The organism is Thauera sedimentorum (assembly GCF_014489115.1).
GTDB classification, from domain to species: domain Bacteria; phylum Pseudomonadota; class Gammaproteobacteria; order Burkholderiales; family Rhodocyclaceae; genus Pseudothauera; species Pseudothauera sedimentorum.
In genome coordinates this window covers 394,672-417,035 of the sequence record NZ_JACTAH010000002.1, presented here as the reverse complement: position 1 = coordinate 417,035, position 22,364 = coordinate 394,672, and the positions used below count along the sequence as shown (strand labels likewise).

17 protein-coding genes are annotated in these 22,364 nt (G+C 69.1%); 6 read left to right on the top strand and 11 right to left on the bottom strand.

The genetic code is table 11. The annotated features are described in order from the left end of the window. Nucleotides 1–21: 21 nt before the first annotated feature. From cysN to IAI53_RS11685, 6 genes are all read right to left on the bottom strand, one after another. Entirely contained in the window at nucleotides 22–1,302 is a 1,281-nt protein-coding gene (gene cysN, locus IAI53_RS11710; RefSeq protein ID WP_187718381.1) for a sulfate adenylyltransferase subunit CysN, read from the bottom strand. A 152-nt stretch (nucleotides 1,303–1,454) separates the two neighbouring features. Beyond that, a complete protein-coding gene (cysD, locus tag IAI53_RS11705) occupies nucleotides 1,455–2,390 on the bottom strand; it encodes a sulfate adenylyltransferase subunit CysD (protein WP_187718380.1) in 936 nt (311 codons plus the stop codon). A 10-nt stretch (nucleotides 2,391–2,400) separates the two neighbouring features. Continuing rightward, nucleotides 2,401–2,562, bottom strand: coding sequence for a hypothetical protein (locus IAI53_RS11700; protein ID WP_187718379.1), 162 nt, complete (start codon nucleotides 2,560–2,562; stop codon nucleotides 2,401–2,403). Between the two features lie 3 nt (nucleotides 2,563–2,565). Continuing rightward, entirely contained in the window at nucleotides 2,566–3,339 is a 774-nt protein-coding gene (locus IAI53_RS11695; RefSeq protein ID WP_187718378.1) for a phosphoadenylyl-sulfate reductase, read from the bottom strand. After that, entirely contained in the window at nucleotides 3,336–3,875 is a 540-nt protein-coding gene (locus tag IAI53_RS11690) for a DUF934 domain-containing protein (RefSeq protein ID WP_187718377.1), read from the bottom strand. The genes IAI53_RS11695 and IAI53_RS11690 overlap by 4 nt, the downstream gene beginning before the upstream one ends. Further along, the gene (locus IAI53_RS11685; protein WP_187718376.1) at nucleotides 3,868–5,562 is read right to left on the bottom strand and encodes a nitrite/sulfite reductase; all 1,695 of its coding nucleotides are present in this window, start codon (nucleotides 5,560–5,562) and stop codon (nucleotides 3,868–3,870) included. The genes IAI53_RS11690 and IAI53_RS11685 overlap by 8 nt, the downstream gene beginning before the upstream one ends. Nucleotides 5,563–5,784: 222 nt before the next feature. On the opposite strand from IAI53_RS11685, the gene cysB reads away from it, so the two are divergent. After that, nucleotides 5,785–6,726, top strand: coding sequence for an HTH-type transcriptional regulator CysB (cysB, locus tag IAI53_RS11680; RefSeq protein ID WP_187718375.1), 942 nt, complete (start codon nucleotides 5,785–5,787; stop codon nucleotides 6,724–6,726). Between the two features lie 83 nt (nucleotides 6,727–6,809). Here the strand turns inward: cysB and IAI53_RS11675 are convergent, their stop codons facing one another. Next, nucleotides 6,810–7,793: an asparaginase gene (locus IAI53_RS11675; RefSeq protein WP_187718374.1), complete on the bottom strand. Its 984-nt coding sequence runs from the start codon at nucleotides 7,791–7,793 to the stop codon at nucleotides 6,810–6,812. Between the two features lie 23 nt (nucleotides 7,794–7,816). Further along, nucleotides 7,817–9,220 (bottom strand): aspartate ammonia-lyase, encoded by a 1,404-nt coding sequence (gene aspA / locus IAI53_RS11670; RefSeq protein WP_187718373.1) that lies wholly within the window; start codon nucleotides 9,218–9,220, stop codon nucleotides 7,817–7,819. 192 nt (nucleotides 9,221–9,412) lie between these two features. Here aspA and IAI53_RS11665 point away from each other — a divergent pair, with 192 nt between their 5' ends. Further along, entirely contained in the window at nucleotides 9,413–11,536 is a 2,124-nt protein-coding gene (locus IAI53_RS11665) for a sensor domain-containing diguanylate cyclase (protein ID WP_187718372.1), read from the top strand. 34 nt (nucleotides 11,537–11,570) lie between these two features. Here IAI53_RS11665 and IAI53_RS11660 read toward each other — a convergent pair whose 3' ends face one another. From IAI53_RS11660 to IAI53_RS11650, 3 genes are all read right to left on the bottom strand, one after another. After that, nucleotides 11,571–13,379 (bottom strand): ABCB family ABC transporter ATP-binding protein/permease, encoded by a 1,809-nt coding sequence (locus IAI53_RS11660; protein ID WP_187718371.1) that lies wholly within the window; start codon nucleotides 13,377–13,379, stop codon nucleotides 11,571–11,573. 110 nt (nucleotides 13,380–13,489) lie between these two features. Further along, on the bottom strand, nucleotides 13,490–14,410 hold the full coding sequence (locus IAI53_RS11655) for an HDOD domain-containing protein (protein WP_187718370.1): 921 nt from the start codon (nucleotides 14,408–14,410) through the stop codon (nucleotides 13,490–13,492). After that, on the bottom strand, nucleotides 14,407–16,470 hold the full coding sequence (locus IAI53_RS11650; protein WP_225433302.1) for a DUF1631 family protein: 2,064 nt from the start codon (nucleotides 16,468–16,470) through the stop codon (nucleotides 14,407–14,409). The genes IAI53_RS11655 and IAI53_RS11650 overlap by 4 nt, the downstream gene beginning before the upstream one ends. Nucleotides 16,471–16,688: 218 nt before the next feature. Between IAI53_RS11650 and IAI53_RS11645 the strand changes: the two genes are divergently transcribed. The 4 genes from IAI53_RS11645 to IAI53_RS11630 all read left to right on the top strand — a co-directional run bounded on the left by IAI53_RS11645 (nucleotide 16,689) and on the right by IAI53_RS11630 (nucleotide 22,344). Next, entirely contained in the window at nucleotides 16,689–17,387 is a 699-nt protein-coding gene (locus IAI53_RS11645; protein ID WP_187718368.1) for a TetR/AcrR family transcriptional regulator, read from the top strand. Between the two features lie 79 nt (nucleotides 17,388–17,466). Then, entirely contained in the window at nucleotides 17,467–19,968 is a 2,502-nt protein-coding gene (locus IAI53_RS11640) for an acyl-CoA dehydrogenase (RefSeq protein WP_187718367.1), read from the top strand. Beyond that, nucleotides 19,965–21,251: an acetyl-CoA C-acetyltransferase gene (locus tag IAI53_RS11635; RefSeq protein WP_187718366.1), complete on the top strand. Its 1,287-nt coding sequence runs from the start codon at nucleotides 19,965–19,967 to the stop codon at nucleotides 21,249–21,251. The genes IAI53_RS11640 and IAI53_RS11635 overlap by 4 nt, the downstream gene beginning before the upstream one ends. 148 nt (nucleotides 21,252–21,399) lie before the next feature. Further along, on the top strand, nucleotides 21,400–22,344 hold the full coding sequence (locus tag IAI53_RS11630; RefSeq protein WP_187718365.1) for a DegV family protein: 945 nt from the start codon (nucleotides 21,400–21,402) through the stop codon (nucleotides 22,342–22,344). Nucleotides 22,345–22,364: the final 20 nt, after the last annotated feature.

Here is a 22,364-nt window from a genome sequence, read left to right as displayed (position 1 = left end):
GGGCGGCTCGCGGATACGGCATCAGCCGATCATGCCGGCGCCGACGGTGTTGTTGGTGCTCTCGTCGATGATGATGAAGGCACCGGTGGCGCGGTTGTCGGCGTAGGGGTCGGCGACGATGGGCTGGGCGAGCTTGAGGGTGACCCGCGCGATGTCGTTCATCGCCAGCTGGCTGGCCTCTTCGTGCGCCAGGGTGTTGACGTCCACCCGGTGGGCGATCTTCGCCACTTTGGCCTTCACCTCGCGGGTGGTGTGGCGCACCAGGTAGGTGCGCGCCGGGCTCATCGGGGTCTCCGACAGCCAGCACACGGTGGCGTCGATCTGCTTCACCGGCTCGGGCGCTTCGGCCGACTTGACGATCAGGTCGCCGCGCGAGATGTCGATCTCGTCTTCCAGCAGCAGGGTCACCGATTGCTCGTGGATGGCGCGCTCCTGGCGCACGCCGCCGATCTCGATGGCCTTCACCCGGCTCGCCGCACCCGAGGGCAGCACGGTGACCGCGTCGCCCACGGCGATCTCACCGGACTCCACCCGACCCATGAAGCCGCGGTAGTCGTGCAGTTCGGGGTTGGCGGAGTCCTGCGGGCGGCAGACGAACTGCACCGGGAAGCGGAAGTCCTCGGCCTGCTCGGTGTGCGCGGCGGGCACGGCTTCGAGGATCTCCAGCAGGGTGGGGCCGTCGTACCAGCCGAGGCGCTCGCCGCGCTCGACGATCATGTCGCCGGCCAGCGCGGAGATCGGGATGAAGCGCACGTCCTTGATGCCGAGCTTGTCGGCGAAGGCGAGGTAGTCGGCCTTGATGCGCTCGAAGGCGGCCTGCTCGTAGTCCACCAGGTCCATCTTGTTCACCGCCACCAGCAGGTGCGGGATGCCGACCAGGCTGGCCAGGTAGGAGTGCCGCCGGGTCTGGGTGAGCACGCCCTTGCGCGCATCGACCAGGATGATGGCCAGGTTGGCGGTGGACGCGGCGGTGACCATGTTGCGGGTGTACTGCTCGTGGCCCGGCGCGTCGGCGATGATGTACTTGCGCGTGCCGGTGGAGAAGTAGCGGTAGGCCACGTCGATGGTGATGCCCTGCTCGCGCTCGGCCTGCAGGCCATCGGTGAGCAGCGACAGGTCCACTGCGCTCATGCCGCGCTTGGCCGAGGTCTTCTCGATGGCGTTGAGGGTGTCGGCGAGGATGGTCTTGCTGTCGAACAGCAGGCGGCCGATCAGCGTGCTCTTGCCGTCGTCGACGCTGCCGCAGGTCAGGAAGCGCAGCAGGCCGTTGTCGATTTCCGGCAGGTGTTCGGGGGCGGACATGGTCATGATTCCTGTAATGCTTTGAGTTCGGTGCGGGGTGGTCTTTCTCCTCCCCCTTCAAGGGGGAGGCCGGGAGGGGGATGGGTTTTCCGCGACGCAGCTGAAACCCATCCCCACCCCAACCCTCCCCTTGAAGGGGAGGGAGTCTGAAATCAGAAATACCCTTCCTTCTTGCGCTGTTCCATCGACGCCTCCGAGGTCTGGTCGTCCAGCCGCGTGGCGCCTCGCTCGGTGATCGTGGTGGTGGCGGTCTCGACCACGATCTTCTCCACCGTGTCGGCGTCGGAGTCGACCGGTGCGGTGCAGGAGATGTCGCCCACGGTGCGGAAGCGCACCCGGCGCTCGACGATCTCCTCCCCGGGCTTCGGCAGATTGGTCAGCTCGCCGGAGACCAGCGGCACGTTCACCGGCACGATCGCGCCCTGGCGGATCACCACCGGGCGGGTGTGGGCGAAGTAGATCGACGGCAGTTCCAGCTGCTCGCGGGCGATGTACTGCCACACGTCCATCTCGGTCCAGTTGCTGATCGGAAACGCCCGGATGTTCTCGCCCTTGTGGCTGCGTGCGTTGTAGAGGTTCCACAGCTCGGGGCGCTGGTTCTTCGGGTCCCACTGGCCGAACTCGTCGCGGAAACTCATGATGCGTTCCTTGGCGCGCGCCTTCTCCTCGTCGCGCCGCGCGCCGCCGATGCAGGCGTCGAAGCCGAATTCCTCGATCGCCTCCAGCAGGGTCACCGACTGGTGCTTGTTGCGCGATTCACCCGGGTGCTTGAGCACCACGGTGCCGCGCGCCATCGAATCCTCCACCGAGCGCACGATCAGGCGCTCGCCCAGTTCGGCGGCGCGCTTGTCGCGGAAGGCGACGACTTCCGGGTAGTTGTGCCCGGTGTCGATGTGCATCAGCGGGAAGGGGAAGCGGCCCGGGCGGAAGGCCTTCTCGGCCAGGCGCAGCAGGCAGATCGAATCCTTGCCGCCGGAGAACAGCAGCACCGGGTTGGCGCACTGGCCGGCCACTTCGCGCAGGATGTGGATGGCTTCGGCTTCCAGCCAGTCGAGGTGGGAGAGGGTCTGTTTGGTCAGCGTGGACATGATGATCTTCTTAGCGGCTCGGTTGCTTGGCGGGATGCGTGCGGAAGGCGCGCAGCGCGGCGCGGAAGCCCGCGCGCAGCGCCCCCAGGCGGTGCTGCAGGCTGCGCCTCGGCGCGCCCACCGGGGTGCTGTGCGGCGCGCTGGCCGGGTGCGGGTGATGCGGTGTGCTCATGGCTTACCCCTTCTTGACGTGCAGGCCACATTCCTTGCTGGCCGGGTCCTCCCACCACCAGCGCCCGGCGCGGACATCTTCGCCGAGCGCGATCGCGCGGGTACAGGGCGCGCAGCCGATGCTGGGATAGAACTGGTCGTGCAGGGCGTTGTAGGGCACTTCATGCAGGCGGATGTAGGCCCACACGTCGGCCTCGCTCCAGTCGGCCAGCGGGTTGAGTTTCTCCAGCCCGTTGGCCTGGTCGAACTCGCGCACCGCGACCCCGGTACGGGTCACCGACTGGGCGGCGCGCAGGCCGGTGATCCAGGCCTTCTTGCCGGCCAGGGCACGGCGCAGCGGCTCCATCTTGCGCACGCCGCAGCAGGCCTTGCGCAACTCCACCGAGTCGTAGAAGGCGTTGATGCCGTGGCTGCGCACGAAGTTCTCCACCGCCGTGGCGTCGGGGAAATACACCTTGAGCTTCGTGCCGTAGCGCTGCTCGACCTCGCCCATCAGCGTGTAGGTCTCCGCGGGCAGACGCCCGGTGTCGAGCGAGAAGATCTCGACCGGCAGACGGTTGGCGAGGATCAGGTCGGTGAGCACCATGTCCTCGGCGCCGAAGCTGTTGGCGAAGGTGAGCTCGCCGTTGGCGCCGAATTCGGCCACCGCGTCGTGCAGCACGGCAAGTGCGGCGGCGGTCTTGGCTTCGACCGCGGCGCGCAGCGCGTCGGTGAGCTCCGGACGGGTGGCCGGGTTGCTGGCCGCCGGGCGCAGCAGGGAGACGGTCGCCGTGCTCATGCGCGCACCTCGCGGCTGACGCGGCGGAACAGCGGCTCGGCGCGGTCCACCGCGCCCTGGTAGGGCTCGCTGAAGTCCTTGAGGCTGGCGAGCGCGCTCTGCAGCTGTTCGGCGCTGTACTTGCCCGGCTGCGGCTGGATGACGTCGAAGCCGCAGCGGATGTAGAAGAAGAACTGGTCGCGCAGCACGTTGCCGATGGCGCGCAGTTCGCCGCCGTAGCCCAGGCGGGCACGCAGCAGGGTGGCGATGGAATAACCGCGGCCGTCGGCGAACTTGGGGAAATCCACCGCGATGAGCTGCAGGCGCACGAGATCATCGGCGAGTTGCGCCGGGTCGTCGCCGCCGGCCAGCCACACGCCCAGCACGCCGGCTTCTGCGCGCGCGGCGAGCTTGTCGCGCTGGGCCTGCCACACCGCGAGCGGCACGATCCAGCGCCCGTGGGCCACTTCGACCTTGCCCGCCTCGTCGTCCTCGGCCAGGCGCAGCACTTCCCAGTCGTCGGCGTGAATGGCGCCGTGCTTGATGATCTCAGCCATTGACCACTTTCCTCTCGTCTTCCAGGCGGGCGGCACGATCGGCATACACCCGGGTCTTGAACGGTTCGGCGCCCACGCGGCGCACGGTGTCGATGAAGCGCTCGTCGGCGTGGCGCAGTTCGAGATAGACGCCGATGAGGGATTCGACCACGTCCGGCATCTCGTGTGCCGCGAACGACGGGCCGATGACCTTGCCCAGCGCGGTGTGGTTGCCCTGGTCGCCGCCGATGGTGACCTGGTACCACTCCTCGCCGTTCTTATCGACGCCCAGCACGCCGATGTGGCCGACGTGGTGGTGGCCGCAGGCGTTCATGCAGCCGGAGATGTTGAGTTCGATCTCGCCGATGTCGTGCAGGTAGTCGAGGTTGTCGAAGCGCGCCTGGATGGCGTTCGCGATCGGAATCGACTTGGCGTTGGCGAGGTTGCAGAAGTCCCCGCCGGGGCAGGCGATGATGTCGGTGAGCAGGCCGATGTTGGGCGTGGACAGGCGGGCGTCGCGCACCTGCTGCCAGAGCTCGAAGAGCTCGCTCTGGCGCACGTCGGCCAGCACCAGGTTCTGCTCGTGGGTCACCCGCACCTCGCCGAAGCTGTAGCGCTCGGAGAGTTCGGCCACGCGGTCGAGCTGCTCGGCGGTGATGTCGCCGGGGGCCACGCCGGTGGGCTTGAGCGACAGCACCACGCTGGCGTAGCCCGGACGCTTGTGGGCGCGCACGTTGCGCTTCGCCCAGGCGGCGAAGGGCTTGTTCTCCGCCTTCTTCGCTTCGTACCCGGCATCGGTGGCCGGCAGCGCGGCGTACTCGGGATCGACGAAGTGCTGCGCCACGCGCGCCACTTCCGCTTCGGTGAGCGTGGCCGGGCCGTCCTTGAGGTGGGCGAACTCGGCGTCCACCTGGCGGCGGAATTCCTCGATGCCCAGCGCCTTCACCAGGATCTTGATACGCGCCTTGTAGAGGTTGTCGCGCCGGCCGTGCAGGTTGTAGACCCGCAGGATGGCTTCGCAGTAGGACAGCACGTGCTGCCAAGGCACGAAGGCGGCGATCTCGTCGCCGATGATCGGCGTGCGCCCCAGGCCGCCGCCCACCAGCACGCGGAAGCCGATGTTGCCGGCTTCGTCGCGCTTGAGGTCGAGGCCGATGTCGTGCACCTGGATCACCGCGCGGTCCTCGGTCGCGCCATTGACCGCGATCTTGAACTTGCGCGGCAGGAAGGCGAACTCCGGATGGAAGGTGCTCCACTGGCGCACCAGCTCGGCCCACGGGCGCGGATCGGTGTGCTCGTCGCCGGCCACCCCGGCGAAGGGGTCGGAGGTGACGTTGCGGATGCAGTTGCCCGAGGTCTGGATGGCGTGCATCTGCACGGTGGCCAGCTCGGCGAGGATCTCCGGCACGTCTTCGAGGGCCGGCCAGTTGAACTGCACGTTCTGGCGGGTGGTGAAATGGGCGTAGCCGCGGTCGTAGGTGCGCGCGATGTGGGCGAGCTTGCGCAGCTGGGCGGCGCGCAGGTTGCCGTAGGGGATGGCGATGCGCAGCATCGGCGCGTGGCGCTGGATGTACACGCCGTTCTGCAGGCGCAGCGGACGGAACTCGTCCTCGCCGAGTTCGCCGGCCAGGTAGCGGCGGGTCTGGTCGCGGAACTGGGCGACACGTTCGTCCACCAGGCGTTGATCGTATTCGTCGTACTGATACATCGCGGTTCTCTGTCTGCCCGGCCAGCGCCGGGTCCTCGGGATGGTGCGGCGCATCGTAAAACGAGGCGATAGGTGCTGGAAGTTGTTCTGCGTTAGACTCTAAGAACTTCTGGTTATTTTGATTGTAGGAGCGGCCTTGGCCGCGAATCGATCCGGCACACCCCGGACGCCGCCATCGCGGGCAAGCCCGCTCCTACGGGAACCCCTCCGACGGGATCGGCAATGAACCTCCAGCAACTGCGCTATGTGCATGAAGTGGCCCGCCACGGGCTCAACGTCTCCGAGGCGGCGGAGGCGCTGTTCACCTCGCAGCCCGGGGTGTCGAAGCAGATCCGTCAGCTCGAATCCGAGCTCGGGGTGGAGATCTTCGTACGCCATGGCAAGCGCCTGGTGGAGATCACCGAACCGGGCCGTGCGGTGCTGGAGATCGTCGGCCGCATGCTGCGCGACATGGACAACCTGCGCCAGGTCGGCGAGGAGTTCAGCAACGAGGCCGCCGGCCGCCTGTCGATCGCCACCACCCACACCCAGGCGCGCTACGCCCTGCCCGCCGTGGTGCGCGATTTCATGCAGCGCTACCCGCAGGTCAAGCTCGAGCTGCACCAGGGCAATCCGCGCCAGGTGTGCGAGATGGTGCTCTCCGGCGAGGCCGACATCGCCATCGCCACCGAGGCCATCGCCGAGTTCGACGAACTGGTGACCCTGCCCTGCCATCAGTGGAACCGCTGCATCGTCGCGCCGCAACGCCACCCCATCCTGCAGGCCAGCCCGCTGACCCTGGAGGAGATCGCGCGCTGGCCCATCGTCACCTACGACTTCGCCTTCACCGGGCGCAACCAGATCAACAAGGCCTTCCTCGGCCGCGGGCTGAAGCCCAACGTGGTGCTCACCGCGATCGACTCGGACGTGATCAAGACCTATGTCGGCATGGGCCTGGGCATCGGCATCCTGGCGCGCATGGCCTACGACCCGGTGGTGGACCGCAACCTCGGCATGGCGGACGCCGCCCACCTGTTCGAATCCAGCACCACCCGCATCGGCATCCCGCGCAAGGCCTGGCTGCGCGGCTACGTGTATGCCTTCATCGAGCTGTTCGCGCCGCACCTGAACCGGCGCATCGTTGATGCCGCGCTGGCCGGCGGCGGCACCGACCCGGGGCTCTGAGGGAACAGCCCCCCACGCTTGGCCCTGGCCGGGCCGGCGCGACGCCCCGAGGGAGCGACTCCGGGCTAGGGGCGGCCCGGCGTTCAGCCCGGCGCCACGACCCCGCGCGCGAGCAGGCTATCGTCGCCGGTGGCAAGCGCCAGCATCAGCAGGATGCGCGCCTGCAGTGCCGTGCGGAAACCGGCCGCCGGCAGGGGGCTGGCGCGGCCGCGCTCGGTGACCGGTCCGGCGGCGACCCGGCTGGCGCGCAGCAGGCGCAGGCCGGCGCCTGCTGCGCGCGCGATGGCCGGCAACCAGGCGTCCGGCAGGCTGCCGTTGCCCGGCAGCGCCAGCACCACGCCGGCTGCGCCGGCGTCGCGCAGCAGGTCGAGCAGGCGCGGGTCGGCGCCTGCGGAGACGTGCAGCACCTCCACCCAGGGCAGCTCGCGCACCGTGTCCAGGGTGCCGCGCGCGAGCAATGCGGCCGGCGCCGTGTGTCCGCCGCGCAGGCGGGCCGGCGGTGCGGCGAGTCCCATCGGACCGCCCTGCGGGGCGCAGAAGGCCGCCGGGCGGACGGTATGGCACTTGGCGAAGTCGGCCGCGCCGAACACCTCCCCGCCCACCGCCACCAGCACGCCGGGGCCGCGGAAGGCGGCGCTGCTTGCCACCTGCACGGCCTCCCACAGGTTCATCGGCCCGTCGGCCGACAGCGCGGTGGCCGGGCGCATCGCCGCGGTCATCACCACCGGCTTGTCGCCCTGCAGCACCAGGTGCAGGAACCAGGCGGTTTCCTCCAGCGTGTCGGTGCCGTGCGTGATGACGATGCCGTCGATCGCAGGATCGTCGAGCAGGGCCTGGGCACGGCGGGCGAGCTGCAGCCAGTGCCCCGGGCCCATGTCCTTGCTGTCGAGATTGAACGCCTGTTCGGCGCGGATCTCGGCAAGTTCGCCCAGTTGCGGCACCGCGGCGAGCAGCTCGGCTGCGCCCAGGCTGCCGGCCGCGTAGCCGGTGGTGTCGGTGGCCGATGCGGCCGCCCCGGCGATGGTGCCGCCGGTGGCGATCAGGGCAATGGCTGGGCGGTACGGCATGTCGGCGTTCTCCAGGCGGTCGGTCACTGGTGGCGCGGCGCGGTGAGCACCTCCGGACGCAGCACGCGCTCCAGCGCTTCCTTGTCCATCAGCCCCTTTTCCAGCACCAGTTCGGCCACGCTGCGCCCGCTGCGCAGCGCCTCGCGCGCGGCCCAGGTGGCGTGCTCGTAGCCGATGTGCGGGTTCAACGCGGTGGCCAGCCCCGCCGAGGTGCGGACCCGCTCGGCGAGCAGTTCGCGGTTGGCGGTGATGCCGCGCACGCAGTTGTCGGCGAGGGTGCGGCAGCCGGCCTCCAGGTGTTCGATGCTCTTGAACAGCGAATGGCCGATGATGGGCTCGAAGGCGTTCAGCTGCAGCTGCCCGCCCTCCGAGGCCATGGTGATGGTGACGTCGTTGCCGATCACCTCGAAGGCGATCTGGTTGACCACCTCGGGGATGATCGGATTGACCTTGCCCGGCATGATGGACGAGCCCGCGGCGCGCTCCGGCAGGTTGATCTCGTTCAAGCCGCCCTGCGGTCCGGAGGACAGCAGGCGCAGGTCGTTGCAGATCTTCGACAGCTTGCAGGCGATGCGCTTGAGCACGCCGGAGAGCTGCACGAAGGAGCCGGTGTCCTGGGTGGCCTCGACAAGGTTCTCCGCCGGCACCAGGCGCACGCCGCTAAGCTCGGCCAGGAACTCGGTGGCCATCTTCGCATAGCGGATGTCGGTGTTGATGCCGGTACCGATTGCGGTGGCGCCAAGGTTGATCTCGTGGATCAGCGCAATGGCCTCGCGCAGTCGGGCGATGTCCTCGCTCATCATCACGGCGTAGGTGGAGAACTCCTGGCCCAGCGTCATTGGCACCGCGTCCTGCAGCTGGGTGCGACCGATCTTGAGCACGTCGGCGAACTCCGTGGCTTTGTCGGCAAATGCGCCGCGCAGCGTTTCCATGGCCTCGAGCAGGCCCTGGATGGCGAAGACGACCGCCAGCTTGAGCGCAGTGGGGTACACGTCGTTGGTGCTCTGGCTCATGTTGACGTGGTTGATCGGGTGCAGCTCCTTGTAGTGGCCCTTGGGCCAGCCCAGCTTCTCCAGCGCCAGGTTGGCGATCACCTCGTTGGCGTTCATGTTGGTCGAGGTGCCGGCACCGCCCTGGATCACGTCCACCACGAACTGGCTGTGCAGGCGGCCGTCGGCGATCTCGCGGCAGGCTTCCTCGATGGCCTGGTGACGGGTGGCGTCGAGTTGGCCGAGCTGGTTGTTGGCGCGCGCCGCGGCTTGCTTGACCAGCGCCAGCGCGCGGACCAGCTCGGGGTAGGAGCCGATGCTCTTGCCGGTGATCGGGTAGTTCTCCAGGGCGCGCAGGGTGTGGATGCCCCAGTAGGCGTCTGCCGGTACTTCGCGCTCGCCGAGCAGGTCGTGTTCCGTGCGGGTGGGTCGGTTCATCGGTGCGGTCTCCTTGGTGGGGAGGCGGCCGGGCAGCATGTGGTGCGTGCGGCGGGCCGTCGGCAGGTCGGGGCGGGGGCGCCGTTCCGCGCACGAGTGTAGCGGATGACGCGGAACGTGGCCGATTTCCGCGTCCCGGATGGTGAGGGCATGCCTACAATGTTCCCCGGAATCAGTTTTGGGGGAGGCCGCATGCGTGCGCTTTCGCGCCAGTCCGCCGGACTCGCGGTGCTGCTGGTGCTCGGTCTGACCGCCTCGGTGCTGGTCATCGTGGCCGGTGCGCTGGTCGGCCAGAGCCTGCAGGAACGCTGGCGAGCCGAGCGGCTGAGCGAGCTCGCAGGGGTTCGTGCCCGGCTGGAAGGCGCGCTGAACGGGGCGGTCAACATGACGGCCGGTCTCATTGCCGAGGTGGCCGCGCGCGGCGGCATCTCCCCCGAGGACTTCGAGCGCCACGCACGCGAGCTGATGAACGAGCGCACCCTGTTGCGCAACATCACCCTGGCGCCGGACAACGTGGTCGCGTTGATCTATCCGCTCAGCGGCAACGAGGCGGTGCGCGGCCTCGATCTCCTCAATCACCCGGTACAGGGCGCCGCCACGCGGCTGATGCTCGAGTCCGGCCGGCCGGTCCTGGCCGGCCCGGTAGAGCTCGTGCAGGGCGGACGGGCGCTGATCCACCGTGTGCCCATTCATCTCACGCCTGCGGACGGACCGCCGCGCAGCGGCCCTTACTGGGGTCTGATGAGTACGCCGATCGATTTCGACGGACTGCTGCGCGAAGCCGGCCTGGACCGGGAAAAACTGCCTTTCCGGGTTGCCCTGCGCGGCGTCGATGGACTCGGCGAGCGGGGCGAGGTGTTCTGGGGAGACCCGCAGCTGTTCGAGCGCGAGGAAGCCTTCCGGCTGGACGTGCAGGTACTCGATGGCAGCTGGCAGATGGCCGCGACGGCCAACGGCATGCCGCCGGGGCAGGCAACGCTGGAGTGGGGCGCGCGAACCGTGGCGCTGCTGATTGCGGCGATGACCATTACCCTGGTCGTGCAGCTGCATCGGCTGCACCGCCGCCTGGTGGAGTCCGAGCAGTGGCACCGCGAGATGGCCGAGCAACTGCAGGACGTGCTCTTCCGCACCGATGCCGAGCAGCGGGTCACCTATCTTGGGCCGGCCTGGCGCCGGCTGTCGGGCCTGGCGGTGGAGAGCTGCCTGCGGCGGCCCTGGAGCGAGCTGCTCCACCCTGACGATCGCGCACGTGCCCGGACGCGTCTCGCCCGTCTGGCCGAGCAGCCCGACGAGGATTGCGACGAAGCCTTCCGCATCATCGACGCCGGTGGCCGGGTGCGCGACGTGATGGTGCGTGCGGCGGTGCATCGCGACGCCGCCGGCGCGCCGGCCGGCACGGTCGGGGTGATGATGGATGTCACCGAACGCAAGCAGCTGGTGGCCCGGCTGGAGGTGGCGGCGCGCATGTTCGAGCGCAGCGCGGAGGGCATCGTGGTGTTCGATGCCGACGGTGTGGTGCAGTCGGTCAATCCCGCGTTCGCCAGCATCACCGGCCACACGGCGGAAGAGGTGGTGGGCATCTCGCGCGACCCCTTCGGTGGTGGCTCGACTGCCGAGGCTTTGGCCGGGGCCTGGGCGGCGCTACGCGAGCGCGACTACTGGCAGGGCGAGTTGGAAGGCGTGCGCAAGGACGGCGGCAGCTATCCGATGACGCTGTCGCTGACCGCCGTGCGCGACGAGAGCGGAGCGCTGGCGCAGAGCGTGGCGATCTTCTCCGACATCACCGAGCGGCGCGCGGGCGAGGAGCGGGTGCGCCATCTGGCCCTGCACGACAGCCTGACCGGCCTGCCCAACCGCGTGCTGCTGGCCAGCCGCTTCGAGCAGTCGATGGCCATGGCGCGGCGTGACGGACATGCGATGGCGCTGCTGTACTTCGACCTGGACGGCTTCAAGCCGCTCAACGACCGCCACGGCCACGAGGTGGGCGACCGCATGTTGCGTCACGTGGCGCAACAACTGCTCGACGAGGTACGCCAGAGCGATACCGTGGCGCGGGTGGGGGGCGACGAGTTCGTCATCCTGCTCGGACGCATGGGCACACTGGAGGATGCCGAGCGGGTGGCGGCCAAGGTCATCGAGGCAGTCCGCACGCCGTTCGCGCACGACGGCGACGCGCTGCGCATCAACGCCAGCATCGGCATCAGCCTCTACCCCCAGCATGGCGAATCGCTCGACGAACTGATGCGCCGCGCCGACCGCGCGATGTATCAGGTCAAGGCGCGTGGCGCCGGCGGCTGGTGGCTGGCATCGGCCTGAGCGGCCGCTTGCGCTTGCCGCGCCCGGGCCGCCGTCAGCCTTCGCCTTGTTCGGCCTCCTGCTGCTGCAGCGCCCACATGCGCGCGTAGTGCTCGCCACGGGCGAGCAGCGCGGCGTGGGTGCCGCGCTCGACGATTTGGCCCTGGTCGAGCACGATGATCTCGTCGGCGTTCATCACCGTGGACAGGCGGTGGGCGATGACCAGCGCGGTACGCCCCGCGGCGGCGCGTTCGAGCTGGGCCTGGATGGCCTTCTCGGTCTTGGAGTCGAGCGCCGAGGTGGCCTCGTCGAAGATCAGGATGGAGGGGTTCTTCAGCAGCGCGCGGGCGATGGCCACGCGCTGCTTCTCGCCGCCGGAGAGCTTGAGCCCGCGCTCGCCCACCCGGGTGTCGAAACCGTCCGGCAGGCGGGCGATGAAGTCGGTGAGTTGGGCGGCGTCCGCGGCGGCCTCGACCTCCTCGCGCGGGGCGTCGGGGCGACCGTACTGGATGTTGTAGAACAGGGTGTCGTTGAACAGCACGGTGTCCTGCGGCACGATGCCGATGGCCGCGCGCAGGCTGGACTGGGTGAGTCCGCGGATGTCCTGGCCGTTCACCTTGATCGCGCCGTCCTGCACGTCGTAGAAGCGGTAGAGCAGGCGCGCCAGGGTGGATTTCCCAGAGCCGGAATGGCCCACCACCGCGACCGTGGCGCCGGCCGGCACGTCGAAATCGACCCCGTGCAGGATGGCGCGCTTGGGGTCGTAGGCAAAACGGACCGCCTCGAAGCGCACCGCGGCCGGCCCGGGCAGCAGCGCACGCGCGTCCGGGGCGTCGGCCACTTCCTGGTTTACATGCAGCAGGCCGAACATGCGCTCGATGTCGGTGAGCGCCTGGCGCAGCTCGCGGTACATCACGCCAAGGAAGTTGAGCGGGATGGAGAGCTGCAGCATGAAGGCGTTGACCAGCACGATGTCGCCGATGGTCATGCTGCCGTCGGCCACCCGGATGGCGGCCTGCCACATCATGGCGGTCACGCCGACGGCGATGATCACCGCCTGGCCGAGGTTGAGCAGCGAGAGCGACTGCTGGTTGACGGTCTGCGCGTGGATCCACTTCTGCAACTGCTCGTCGTAGCGCGCGGCCTCGAAGCCCTCGTTGTTGAAGTACTTCACCGTCTCGAAGTTGAGCAGGCTGTCGATGGCGCGCGCGTTGGCCGCGGAGTCGAGCTCGTTGGCGCGCCGGCGCAGGGCGTTGCGCCAGTTGGTGACCTTGACGGTGAAGGTGATGTAGGCGGCGAGCGTCACCGTGGTGACTATCGCGAAGATGCTGTCGTACTGCACCAGGAGGATGCCGATGACCAGGCCGATCTCCACCAGGGTCGGCAGGATGGAGTACAGGGTGTAGCTGATCAGCGAGTTGATCGAGCGCGTGCCGCGCTCGATGTCGCGGGTCAGGCCGCCGGTCTGGCGCTCCAGGTGGAAGCGCAGGCTGAGCGCGTGCAGGTGGCGGAAGACCTGCAGCGAGATGGCGCGCACCGCCTGCTGGGTGACGCGCACGAAGACGAATTCGCGCAGCTCGGTGAACAGCGAGCTGGAAAAGCGCAGCACGCCATAGGCCAGCAGCAGCGCGGCAGGCACCACCACGTAGGCCTGCTCGGTGGTCAGCCCCAGGGTGTCGATTAGGTGCTTGAAAACGATGGGCACCGAGACGTTGGCGCCCTTGGCGGCCACCAGGCAGAGCAGGGCGAACAGCACCCGGCCCTTGTAGGCCCACAGGTAGGGGAAGAGGCTCTTGAGGGTCTGCCAGTCGCGGCGGTCGGCCGTTTCGGCAGCGGGCAGGGGGAGGGAGGCGGCGCGTCGCATGGCCGCGATTCTACTCCGCGGCCCCGACAGGGGTGTGGGAGCGGCCTTGGCCGCGATGCGGCGCATGGCAGGACCTCCGCCGCATCGCGGCCAAGGCCCTTCCTACGCGCTCACCCGCCGGGCTTGCGCAGCGGCGGCAGGCCGATCATCTGCAGCCAGTCGCGCAGTTCCACCATCGCATCGGCGGTCAGTTCGGCAATATCCTCGTCGTCCAGTTCGAGCAGCGCGGCACGCAGGTAGACGATGCCGCTGGCGCCTTCCTCCTCGGGCGGTGCGACCGCTTCGGCCGAGAGGCCCGCAGCCAGTTGCAGCACGCCGGCCAAGCGGTAGGGGCGGGAGTCGGGCAACAGGCCGCCGCCTTCGGGGTCGCACTGCCAGTAGACCACGTCGGCCAGCTCGGTCGGCACGCCCCAGTCGGCCAGCAGCACGGAGGACAGCTCGTGGTGGTCGAAACCGAAAGCTTCCTGTTCCAGCAGCTCCAGCGGCACGCCGCGCGAGGTGGCGCGCGCCAGCACCACGTCGTAATCGTCCGGCGCAGCGGTGGCAAAGGCGAGCCGCCCGACGCCGGCCAGCAGGCCGAGTACGAAGGCCTCGCCCGGGCGGAACTCACGGTAACGCTTGGCCAGGTTGTCCATCAGCACCGCGGTGTACAGCGATTCGGTCCAGAACCGGATGTAGTCGAAGTGCTTGCAGCCGAGCTTCTTGTTGTCGCGGATCATCGAAATGGCCAGCGCATGGGCGCGCACCATCTGCATGCCCACGCGTACCACCGCGCGCTTGAGGTCCAGGGTGCGCTCGATGCCGCCGAAGCGCGCGGCGTTGGCGGCGCGCACCACGAAGCCGGTGAGCGCCGGGTCGGTCTGGATGACCCTCACGGTTTCGTCGATGCTGGCGTTGGGGTCGCGCGCGAGCTCGATCAGGCGCAAAGCCGCACCCTTGGGGCTGGGCAGCGACTCGGCGTCGAGGATGAAGCGGCGGATCTGGCCGCGCGTGTGTTCGTGGTTGCGCGGTGGTCGGGTGGTCTGGTTCATGATTCGTTCCCGTGGCGGTCCAGGGCATCGTCGACGATGCGCCCGAGCAGCGTGTCTTCGCCCGCGGCGGTGGCCTCTCCGGTGGTGAAACGCCGGGCCAGTTCCTCGCGGGTGAGTGCGACCGCGCGCTGGCCCTGGCGGTTGGCGAACAGGTAGAGGGTGCGCGCCGGGCTGATCCAGGTCAGGCGCACGCGCCGCACGCTGCCGTCCTGTTCGCGCAGTTCGATCCAGTCGCCGCGCCCGAGCATGTCGACCTCGAACTCGCCCCCGGGGTCGGGTTCGGGCTCGGCGTCTCCGCGGTAGGCCACCTGGCGGGCCGGCGCGCCGGACATGCCGGCCTTGACGGCCGCGGCATGCAGCCTGACCAGTTCGGTAAAGAAGGCGTCGCGGGTTTCGGAATCGATGCCGGCGCGGTCCATGCAGGCACGCATCGTTTCGAGCAGCGGCTTGAGCAGGCGGGCCAGGCGTGCGCGCTCGGCGGTGTCGTACTTGGGTTGCACGCTCCACACCAGATCCTGCAGCGCAGCGGTGGCTTCACGCCATGCCGGACCGTTGCTGCCGCCGGCCTGCTGGGCATGGGTGAGTACCTTCACCCAGGTGCCGCCGGCGAACTGGCGCAGCGACTCGGGCAGGGTCGAGTCCGCACGGATGGGGGCGACGACCGCTTCCGCCTCGCGTGTGGCGATCTGCACGCGCTCTCGCTGGACCAGCTTGTCGGTGAGGGTCGCCGCGCGTTCGTCGGCCATGCGCTCCTGTTCGGCCAGCCAGGTCTCCAGCGTCTGACGGGCGCGGGCGAACACCCCCGAGTCCCGCGCGGAGTGGCGCTCGATGTCTACGATGAGGCGGCTCGCTTCACGATGCAGGGCGCTGTCGGGGGTGATTTCGCCATCCCACGTGGCGCCCGCCAGTGCGAGCAGGTTGAGCAGCCGGCGCGCAGGGTGCTGGCGATCGGCGAAGAAGTCGTGATCTGCAAGTGCCAGGCGCAGGATGGGAAGCTGCAGCCGGGCCAGCAGCAGCTTGATCGGACGGGGAATGCTCGCACTGTCGAACAGGTAGTCGAACAGGGAGGCGACCACGTCGACGATCATTCTTTCGTCGTCGTCCAGGCGCTCGCCGATACCCGCCGTCAGCAGGTTGCGCAGGATGTTCTCGAGGGCGTCGGTGCCATGGGTCAGCGGGAAGTCGCGGCCTTGCAGGCTCAGGGTCGCCGCGCCGGGGGGCGACCCGGCCAGCGCCTGCTGCAGCGCCGTGCCGCTGTGAGCGGGGGCGGGCCGGGAGGGTTGCTGGGGGGCTGCCGGCTCGGTCGTCGCCTCCATGCTGTCGCCGCCGCTCGTCAGCAGGTCGCCGGCCGGGGCGGGGCTGCGTCCGGCGGTCGGCGGCACGTTGCTGGCTGCGAGCTGTGCGCTGGTTTCGGCAAACAGGGCGGCGAGCGCCGTCCGCACCGAGTCCATCAGCATTTGCTTGATCAGCGCCCGGTTCTCGGCTGCACCGGCAAGCTCGGAACACAGCTCCAGCACGGCCTCGCAGATCGCGACCGGCCCCAGGGGATCGTGCTTGTCGTCCAGCGTCTCGTGCCCGGTCAGCCAGGCAACCCGCGGACGGAGTTCGGCCAGTTCCGCCGAGGTGGCCTCGATCAGCGGGGCGGACAGCTCGATCACCTCGGGTGCGACCTCGATGTCCGCGGGTGTGGACAGGCCGAAGGCGGGCAGCAGGCATGATTCGTCGGCATCTGCATCCCCGGCCGGTGCGGGCTCTGTCCGGCGGCGGAAGCTGTCCTCGAAGCTCCGGCGGAACTTCGTCCTCAGTCCCCGCGCCATGGCGCGCAACTGGTACTGGGTCTCCAGCAGGCTGAGCGATTCGCTCAACTCCGCAGCGGCACGCCGGCGGGCCTGCAGCGCCGCGTCGATCTGCTCCACCGATGTCTCCAGCAGCGAACCGATGCGATCCACATAGCGCTCACGGCATGTGGCGAGCAGCTCGGCGTACGACCTGAAGCGAGGAGGGTCTACTGGCGGAAGGGAGGAATTCCGGTCGGTCACTGATGACTCCGCGTGCCGCATGGCGCGACGATGCTGCCGGATGGATACGACTTGGGGCCTGTTCGCATATTGCCTGCCGTGCTTTCGTGCGTCCAGTACCGAGCCGTATCGGGACGTGACCGGCCCCGGATGGAGAAAGTGCTTGACGGGGAGAAATTGAAACGTACAATTCAAACAAACGTTTGAACGAATCGTGCCCGGAGGACCTCGCGCCCCGGCACGGTGGATCAAGGAATTTCATGAGCGCACCGGCCAATCGCCATCAACCCGAAACCCGCAGCCGCATCCTCGATGCGGCCGAGGTGCTGTTCATGGAGCACGGCTTCGAAGCGACCTCGATGCGCATGATCACCAGCCAGGCGGGGGTGAACCTCGCTGCGGTGAACTACCACTTCGGCAGCAAGGACGCGCTGATCCAGGAAGTCTTCCGTCGTCGTCTTACCGAGCTCAACCGCCAGCGCCTGGCCGCTCTCGACCAAATCGAGGCCGAAGCCGGTGGCGCGCCGCTCAAGCCCAGCCGCATCGTCGAGGCCTTCTTCGGCACCTCGCTGGCGCTCGCGGCCGATACCGAGCACGGCGGTCACACTTTCATGCGCCTGCTCGGTCGAACCTATACCGAGCCCAGTACCTTCGTGCGCCAGTTCCTTGCCGAGGAGTACGCCGAGGTGCTGGAGCGCTTCCTCGGTGCGCTGTACCGCTCGCTGCCGGACGTGCCGCGCGAGGAGATCCTGTGGCGCTTCCATTTCATGATGGGGGCGATGTCCTACGCCATCGCCGGCACCGACGCGCTTCAACTGTTTGCCGGCAAGTTCGACGATGCCGACCCGGCTCGCCTGATGCCGCGGTTGATGTCCTTCCTGCTGGGTGGTCTGCGGGCGCCGCTGCCCGAATACGCAGCGCTGGACAAGCGCCACCGTGGCGGGCGCGAGGCCGCATGAGGGCGTGGTAGTTCCTATTGATTGAGTCGAAGGAGGACTGCGGCGCAAAGACCGCAGCCCCGGGTAGAAGGAGACAGCAATGATCTGGTGGTTCATCGGTTCCCTCCCTCCCTTGGCAGGTGCGCTCGCCTTCGGGCGAGCGCCATTTTTTGCCTGGGCGGGCGTCGGTCTGGCCTGGTTGGCCGGACTTTCCTGGGCGGCGGGTTTCGCGCCGCTCACCACGGCTGTGGTGCTTGGTCTGTGGGTCGCGTTTTCGGCGGTCTTCCTGATCCGTCCGCTGCGCCGCAGCCTGGTCAGCGCGCCGATCTTCCGCGCCTTCCGCAAGGCCCTGCCGTCGATGTCGCAGACCGAGAAGGATGCGCTGGAGGCTGGCACCGTGTGGTGGGAGGGCGATCTGTTCGCCGGCCGCCCGGACTGGAAGAAGCTGCAGTCCTATCCCTGGCCCAAGCTCTCCGCCGAGGAGCAGGCCTTCCTCGACAACGAGACCGAGGAGCTGTGCCGCCTCACCGACGACTGGGGCAGCACGCAGAAGCAGGACCTGCCTCCGCACGTCTGGCAGTACATCAAGGACAAGGGCTTCCTCGGCATGATCATCCCCAGGGAGTACGGCGGCAAGGGCTTCTCGGCCTTCGCCCACTCCCAGGTGGTGACCAAGCTGTCCACCCGTTCGTCCGCACCGGCAGTCACCGTGATGGTGCCCAATTCGCTGGGCCCGGCCGAACTGCTGCTGCACTACGGCACACCGGAGCAGAAGCAGTATTACCTGCCGCGCCTGGCGCGCGGCGAGGCGATCCCCGCCTTCGCGCTGACCAGCCCGTGGGCCGGTTCGGACGCGGCCTCCATCCCCGATGCCGGGGTGGTGTGCAAGGGCATGTGGCAGGGCAAGGAAGTGCTGGGCATGCGGGTCACCTTCGACAAGCGCTACATCACCCTGGCGCCGGTGTGCACGGTGTTCGGCCTCGCCTTCCGCCTGTACGACCCGGACGGCCTGCTCGGCAAGAACCAGGATCTGGGCATCACCTGCGCGCTGGTGCCGCACGACCACCCGGGCGTGGACATCGGCCGCCGCCACCTGCCGCTCAACGCGGTGTGGATGAACGGTCCGGTGCGCGGCACCGACGTGTTCATGCCGCTTGAGTTCATCATCGGCGGACCGAAGATGGCCGGGCAGGGCTGGCGCATGCTGATGGAGTGCCTGGCGGCCGGGCGCAGCATCTCGTTGCCGGGCTCCAACACCGGCATGCAGAAGCTCACCGCACGCGCGGTGGGGGCCTATGCGCGGGTGCGCTACCAGTTCAAGACCGCCATCGGCCGCTTCGAAGGCGTGGAAGAGGCGCTCACCCGCATCGGCGCCAACACCTACCTGTGCGACTCGGCGCGCATCCTCACCGCCGGCTCGATCGACCTGGGCGAGAAGCCCTCGGTGGTGTCGGCGATCGTCAAATACCACGTCACCGAGCGCGCCCGCCAGACGGTGAACGACGGCATGGACGTGATCGGCGGCAAGGGCATCTGCCTGGGGCCGCAGAACTTCCTCGGCCGCGCCTACCAGCAGATCCCGGTGGGCATCACGGTGGAAGGCGCCAACATCCTCACCCGCAGCCTGATCCTCTTCGGGCAGGGCGCGATCCGCTGCCATCCCTACGTGCTCGACGAGATGCACGCCGCGCAGAAGAACGACCTCGGCGCCTTCGATGAGGCCTTCTGGGGGCATATCGGCTACACGGTGTCGAGCGCGGTGCGCGCGCTGGTGATGGGCCTGACCGGCTCGCACTTCGCCGGCGTGCCGGCCGACGTGGCGCCGGAGACCCGCCGCTACTACCAGCAGCTTACCCGTTTCTCGGCGGCCTTCGCCTTCCTCGCCGACATCTCCATGGGCACCATGGGTGGCGCGCTGAAGCGCAAGGAGAAGCTCTCCGCCCGCCTGGGCGACATCCTCTCGCTGATGTACCTGGCCAGCGCCACGCTGCGCCGCTATGAGGCGGAAGGTCGCCAGGCCGCGGACGCGCCGCTGATGCACTGGGCGATCTGGGACTGCATGTTCCGCGCGCAGAACGCTTTCGAGGGCGTGATCGCCAACTTCCCCAACCGCTTCTTCGCGATGATCCTGCGCCGCCTGGTGGTGTTCCCGCTCGGCCGCCCCTACGTGGTGCCCTCCGACCGCCTGGGCCACGAGGTCGCCCGCCTGCTGATCGAACCGTCCGCGACCCGCGACCGCCTGACCGCCGACGTCTATCTGCCGACCGACGTTGAGGAGCCGGTGGGCGCGCTGGAAGCCGCCCTGGCCGCCACCATCGAGGCCGAACCGATCGAGGCCAAGCTGAAGAAGGCGCAGAAGGACGGCCGCTTCAAGCCCGGGCTGCTGGTCGGCGGCAATGTGGACGAGGTGTGGGCCAAGGCGCGCGAAGCCGGCGTGATCAGCGCCGAGGAATACGCCGTGGTCGAGCGCCGCAACCGCTTGCGCGACAAGGTCATCCGGGTGGACGACTTCCCCTACGACTTCGACCTGCGCGCCGCGCTCGCCGAACTGCCGGAAGCGGGCGACAAGGGCCACGCGACCGTGGAGAAGGTGGCCGCATGAACCGCCCGGTCTACATCGTCGATGGCGCACGCACGCCTTTCCTGAAGGCGAAGAACGCCCCCGGGCCGTTCGCCGCGTCGGACCTCGCCACCGCCGCGGGCAGCGCGCTGCTCGCCCGCCAGCGCTTTGCCCCGGACCAGCTCGACGAGGTCATCCTGGGCTGCGCCAGCCCCTCGCCGGACGAGGTCAATATCGGCCGCGTGGTGGCGCTGCGCATGGGCTGCGGGCAGAAAGTGCCGGGCTGGACGGTGATGCGCAACTGCGCATCCGGCATGCAGGCGCTCGATTCCGCAATTGCCAACATCCACGCCGGGCGCTCGCAGCTGGTGCTGGCCGGCGGCGTGGATGCGCTGTCGCGCGCGCCGCTGCTGTTCTCGGACGCCATGGTGCGCTGGCTGTCGGGCTGGTATGCCACCAAGACCACCGGCCAGAAGCTTGCCGCGCTGAAGAAGTTCAAGCTCGGCTACCTGGCGCCGGTGATCGGCATCATGAAGGGGCTCACCGACCCCATCGTCGGCCAGCTGATGGGGCAGACCGCGGAGAACCTCGCCCACCGCTTCCACATCACCCGCGAGGACATGGACGCCTATGCGCTGGAGAGCCACCGGCGCGTGGCCGCCGCGCAGGACGACGGCCGTTTCGACGACGAGATCGTTCCGCTGATCGACCGCGACGGCACGGTGTACCGCGTCGACGACGGCGTGCGCCGCGATGCGTCGATGGCCGGGCTGGCCAAGCTCAAGCCCTTCTTCGACCGCAAGTACGGCCGCGTGACCGCCGGCAACAGTTCGCAGATCACCGACGGCGCGGCCTGGCTGGTGCTGGCGTCCGAAGAGGCCGTCGAGCGTCACGGCCTCGCGCCGCTCGGGCGCATCGTCGACAGCCAGTGGGCCGCGCTGGACCCCGCGCAGATGGGCCTGGGTCCGGTGCATGCCGCCGCGCCCATCCTGCAGCGCCACGGGCTGGCGCCCAATGAGCTGGACGCCTGGGAAATCAACGAAGCCTTCGCCGCGCAGGTCATCGCCTGCCAGCGCGCGCTGGCCGATATCGACTACTGCCGTGACGAACTCGGCCTGACCGGCGCGCTCGGGTCGATCGACGCCGAGCGGCTCAACGCCGATGGCGGCGCGGTCGCGCAGGGCCATCCGGTGGGGGCGAGCGGCGCGCGCATCGTGCTGCACCTGCTCGCCCGCCTGCGGCGCTCGGGCGGCGCGCGCGGCATGGCGTCGATCTGCATCGGCGGCGGCCAGGGCGGGGCGATGCTGGTTGAACGCTGCGCGTAGGCGCAAGTAAGAACAAGCGGGCGTAACGCCCGACGATTACGGCTGTACCCGGCCCCGGTCGGGGCCCCCTGCACCCCGGACGGGGCCGGGTACGGACGTAAGCCGACCGAACACGAACAGATCGCCTCAGGCGACGACGTGAGGAGACATGGAGATCGGACTGGTAGTGGATGCTGCCTGCGACCTGCCGCCCGCCTTCCTGGCGGAGCGTGGCGTCGAGGTGCTGCCGATCGGCATCCGCCTGGGCGAGCGCCAGCTGCAGGACGTGCGCGACCCCGAGCGCACCGCGGCCTTCTATCGTGAGCGCCTGGACCGGCGTACCGAACTGCACGCGCAATCGCACCCGCTGGACCCCGCGGCGGTCGAGGCCACCCTGCTGGAGCGCTGGGCCACGCGCTACGACCATCTGGTGTGCATGACGATCACCTCGGCCCGCAGCCCCATCTACGCGCACGCCACGCGCGCGGCACTCACCGTGGGCACCCGTGCCCGCGAGAAGCGCCGCGCCGAGGGCCTGCCGCTGCGCTGGGGCGCCACGGTGATCAACAGCCGCTCGATGTTCGCCGGGCAGGCGGTACTGGCCTGGGAGGCGGTGCGCCTGCGCGAGGCCGGCGCCACGCTGGGCGAACTGGAACTGCGCCTGCGCGCGCTGGCCGAGCGCATCCACACTTACCTGGTGGCCGACGACCTGTACTTCGTGCTGCACCGTGCGGCGCGCAAGGGCGACCGCAGCGTGAACTGGGCGAGCTACGCGCTGGGCAACCTGCTCGACGTCAAGCCCATCCTGCACTGCCACCGCGACACCACCGGGCCGGTGGCCAAGGCGCGCGGCTTCGACGCCGGCGTGCGCCGGGTGTTCGACAACGTGCTGGCCGAGGCCGGGCGTGGCCTGGAAGTGCCCTGCGTGTGCGTGAGCTACGCCGGGGCGTTGGATCGCCTTGAGCAGATGCCCGGGTTCGCCGCCTTTCGTGCCGAACTGGAGGCGGCCGGCCACACCGTGCTGGTCAGCCAGATGAGCAAGACCGGCGCCGTCAATGTCGGCGTCGGCAGCCTGTGCGTGGCCTTCGCCGCCGCGCAGCACCGTTTCTCATGATTGCGGCAGCACGCTGCCGC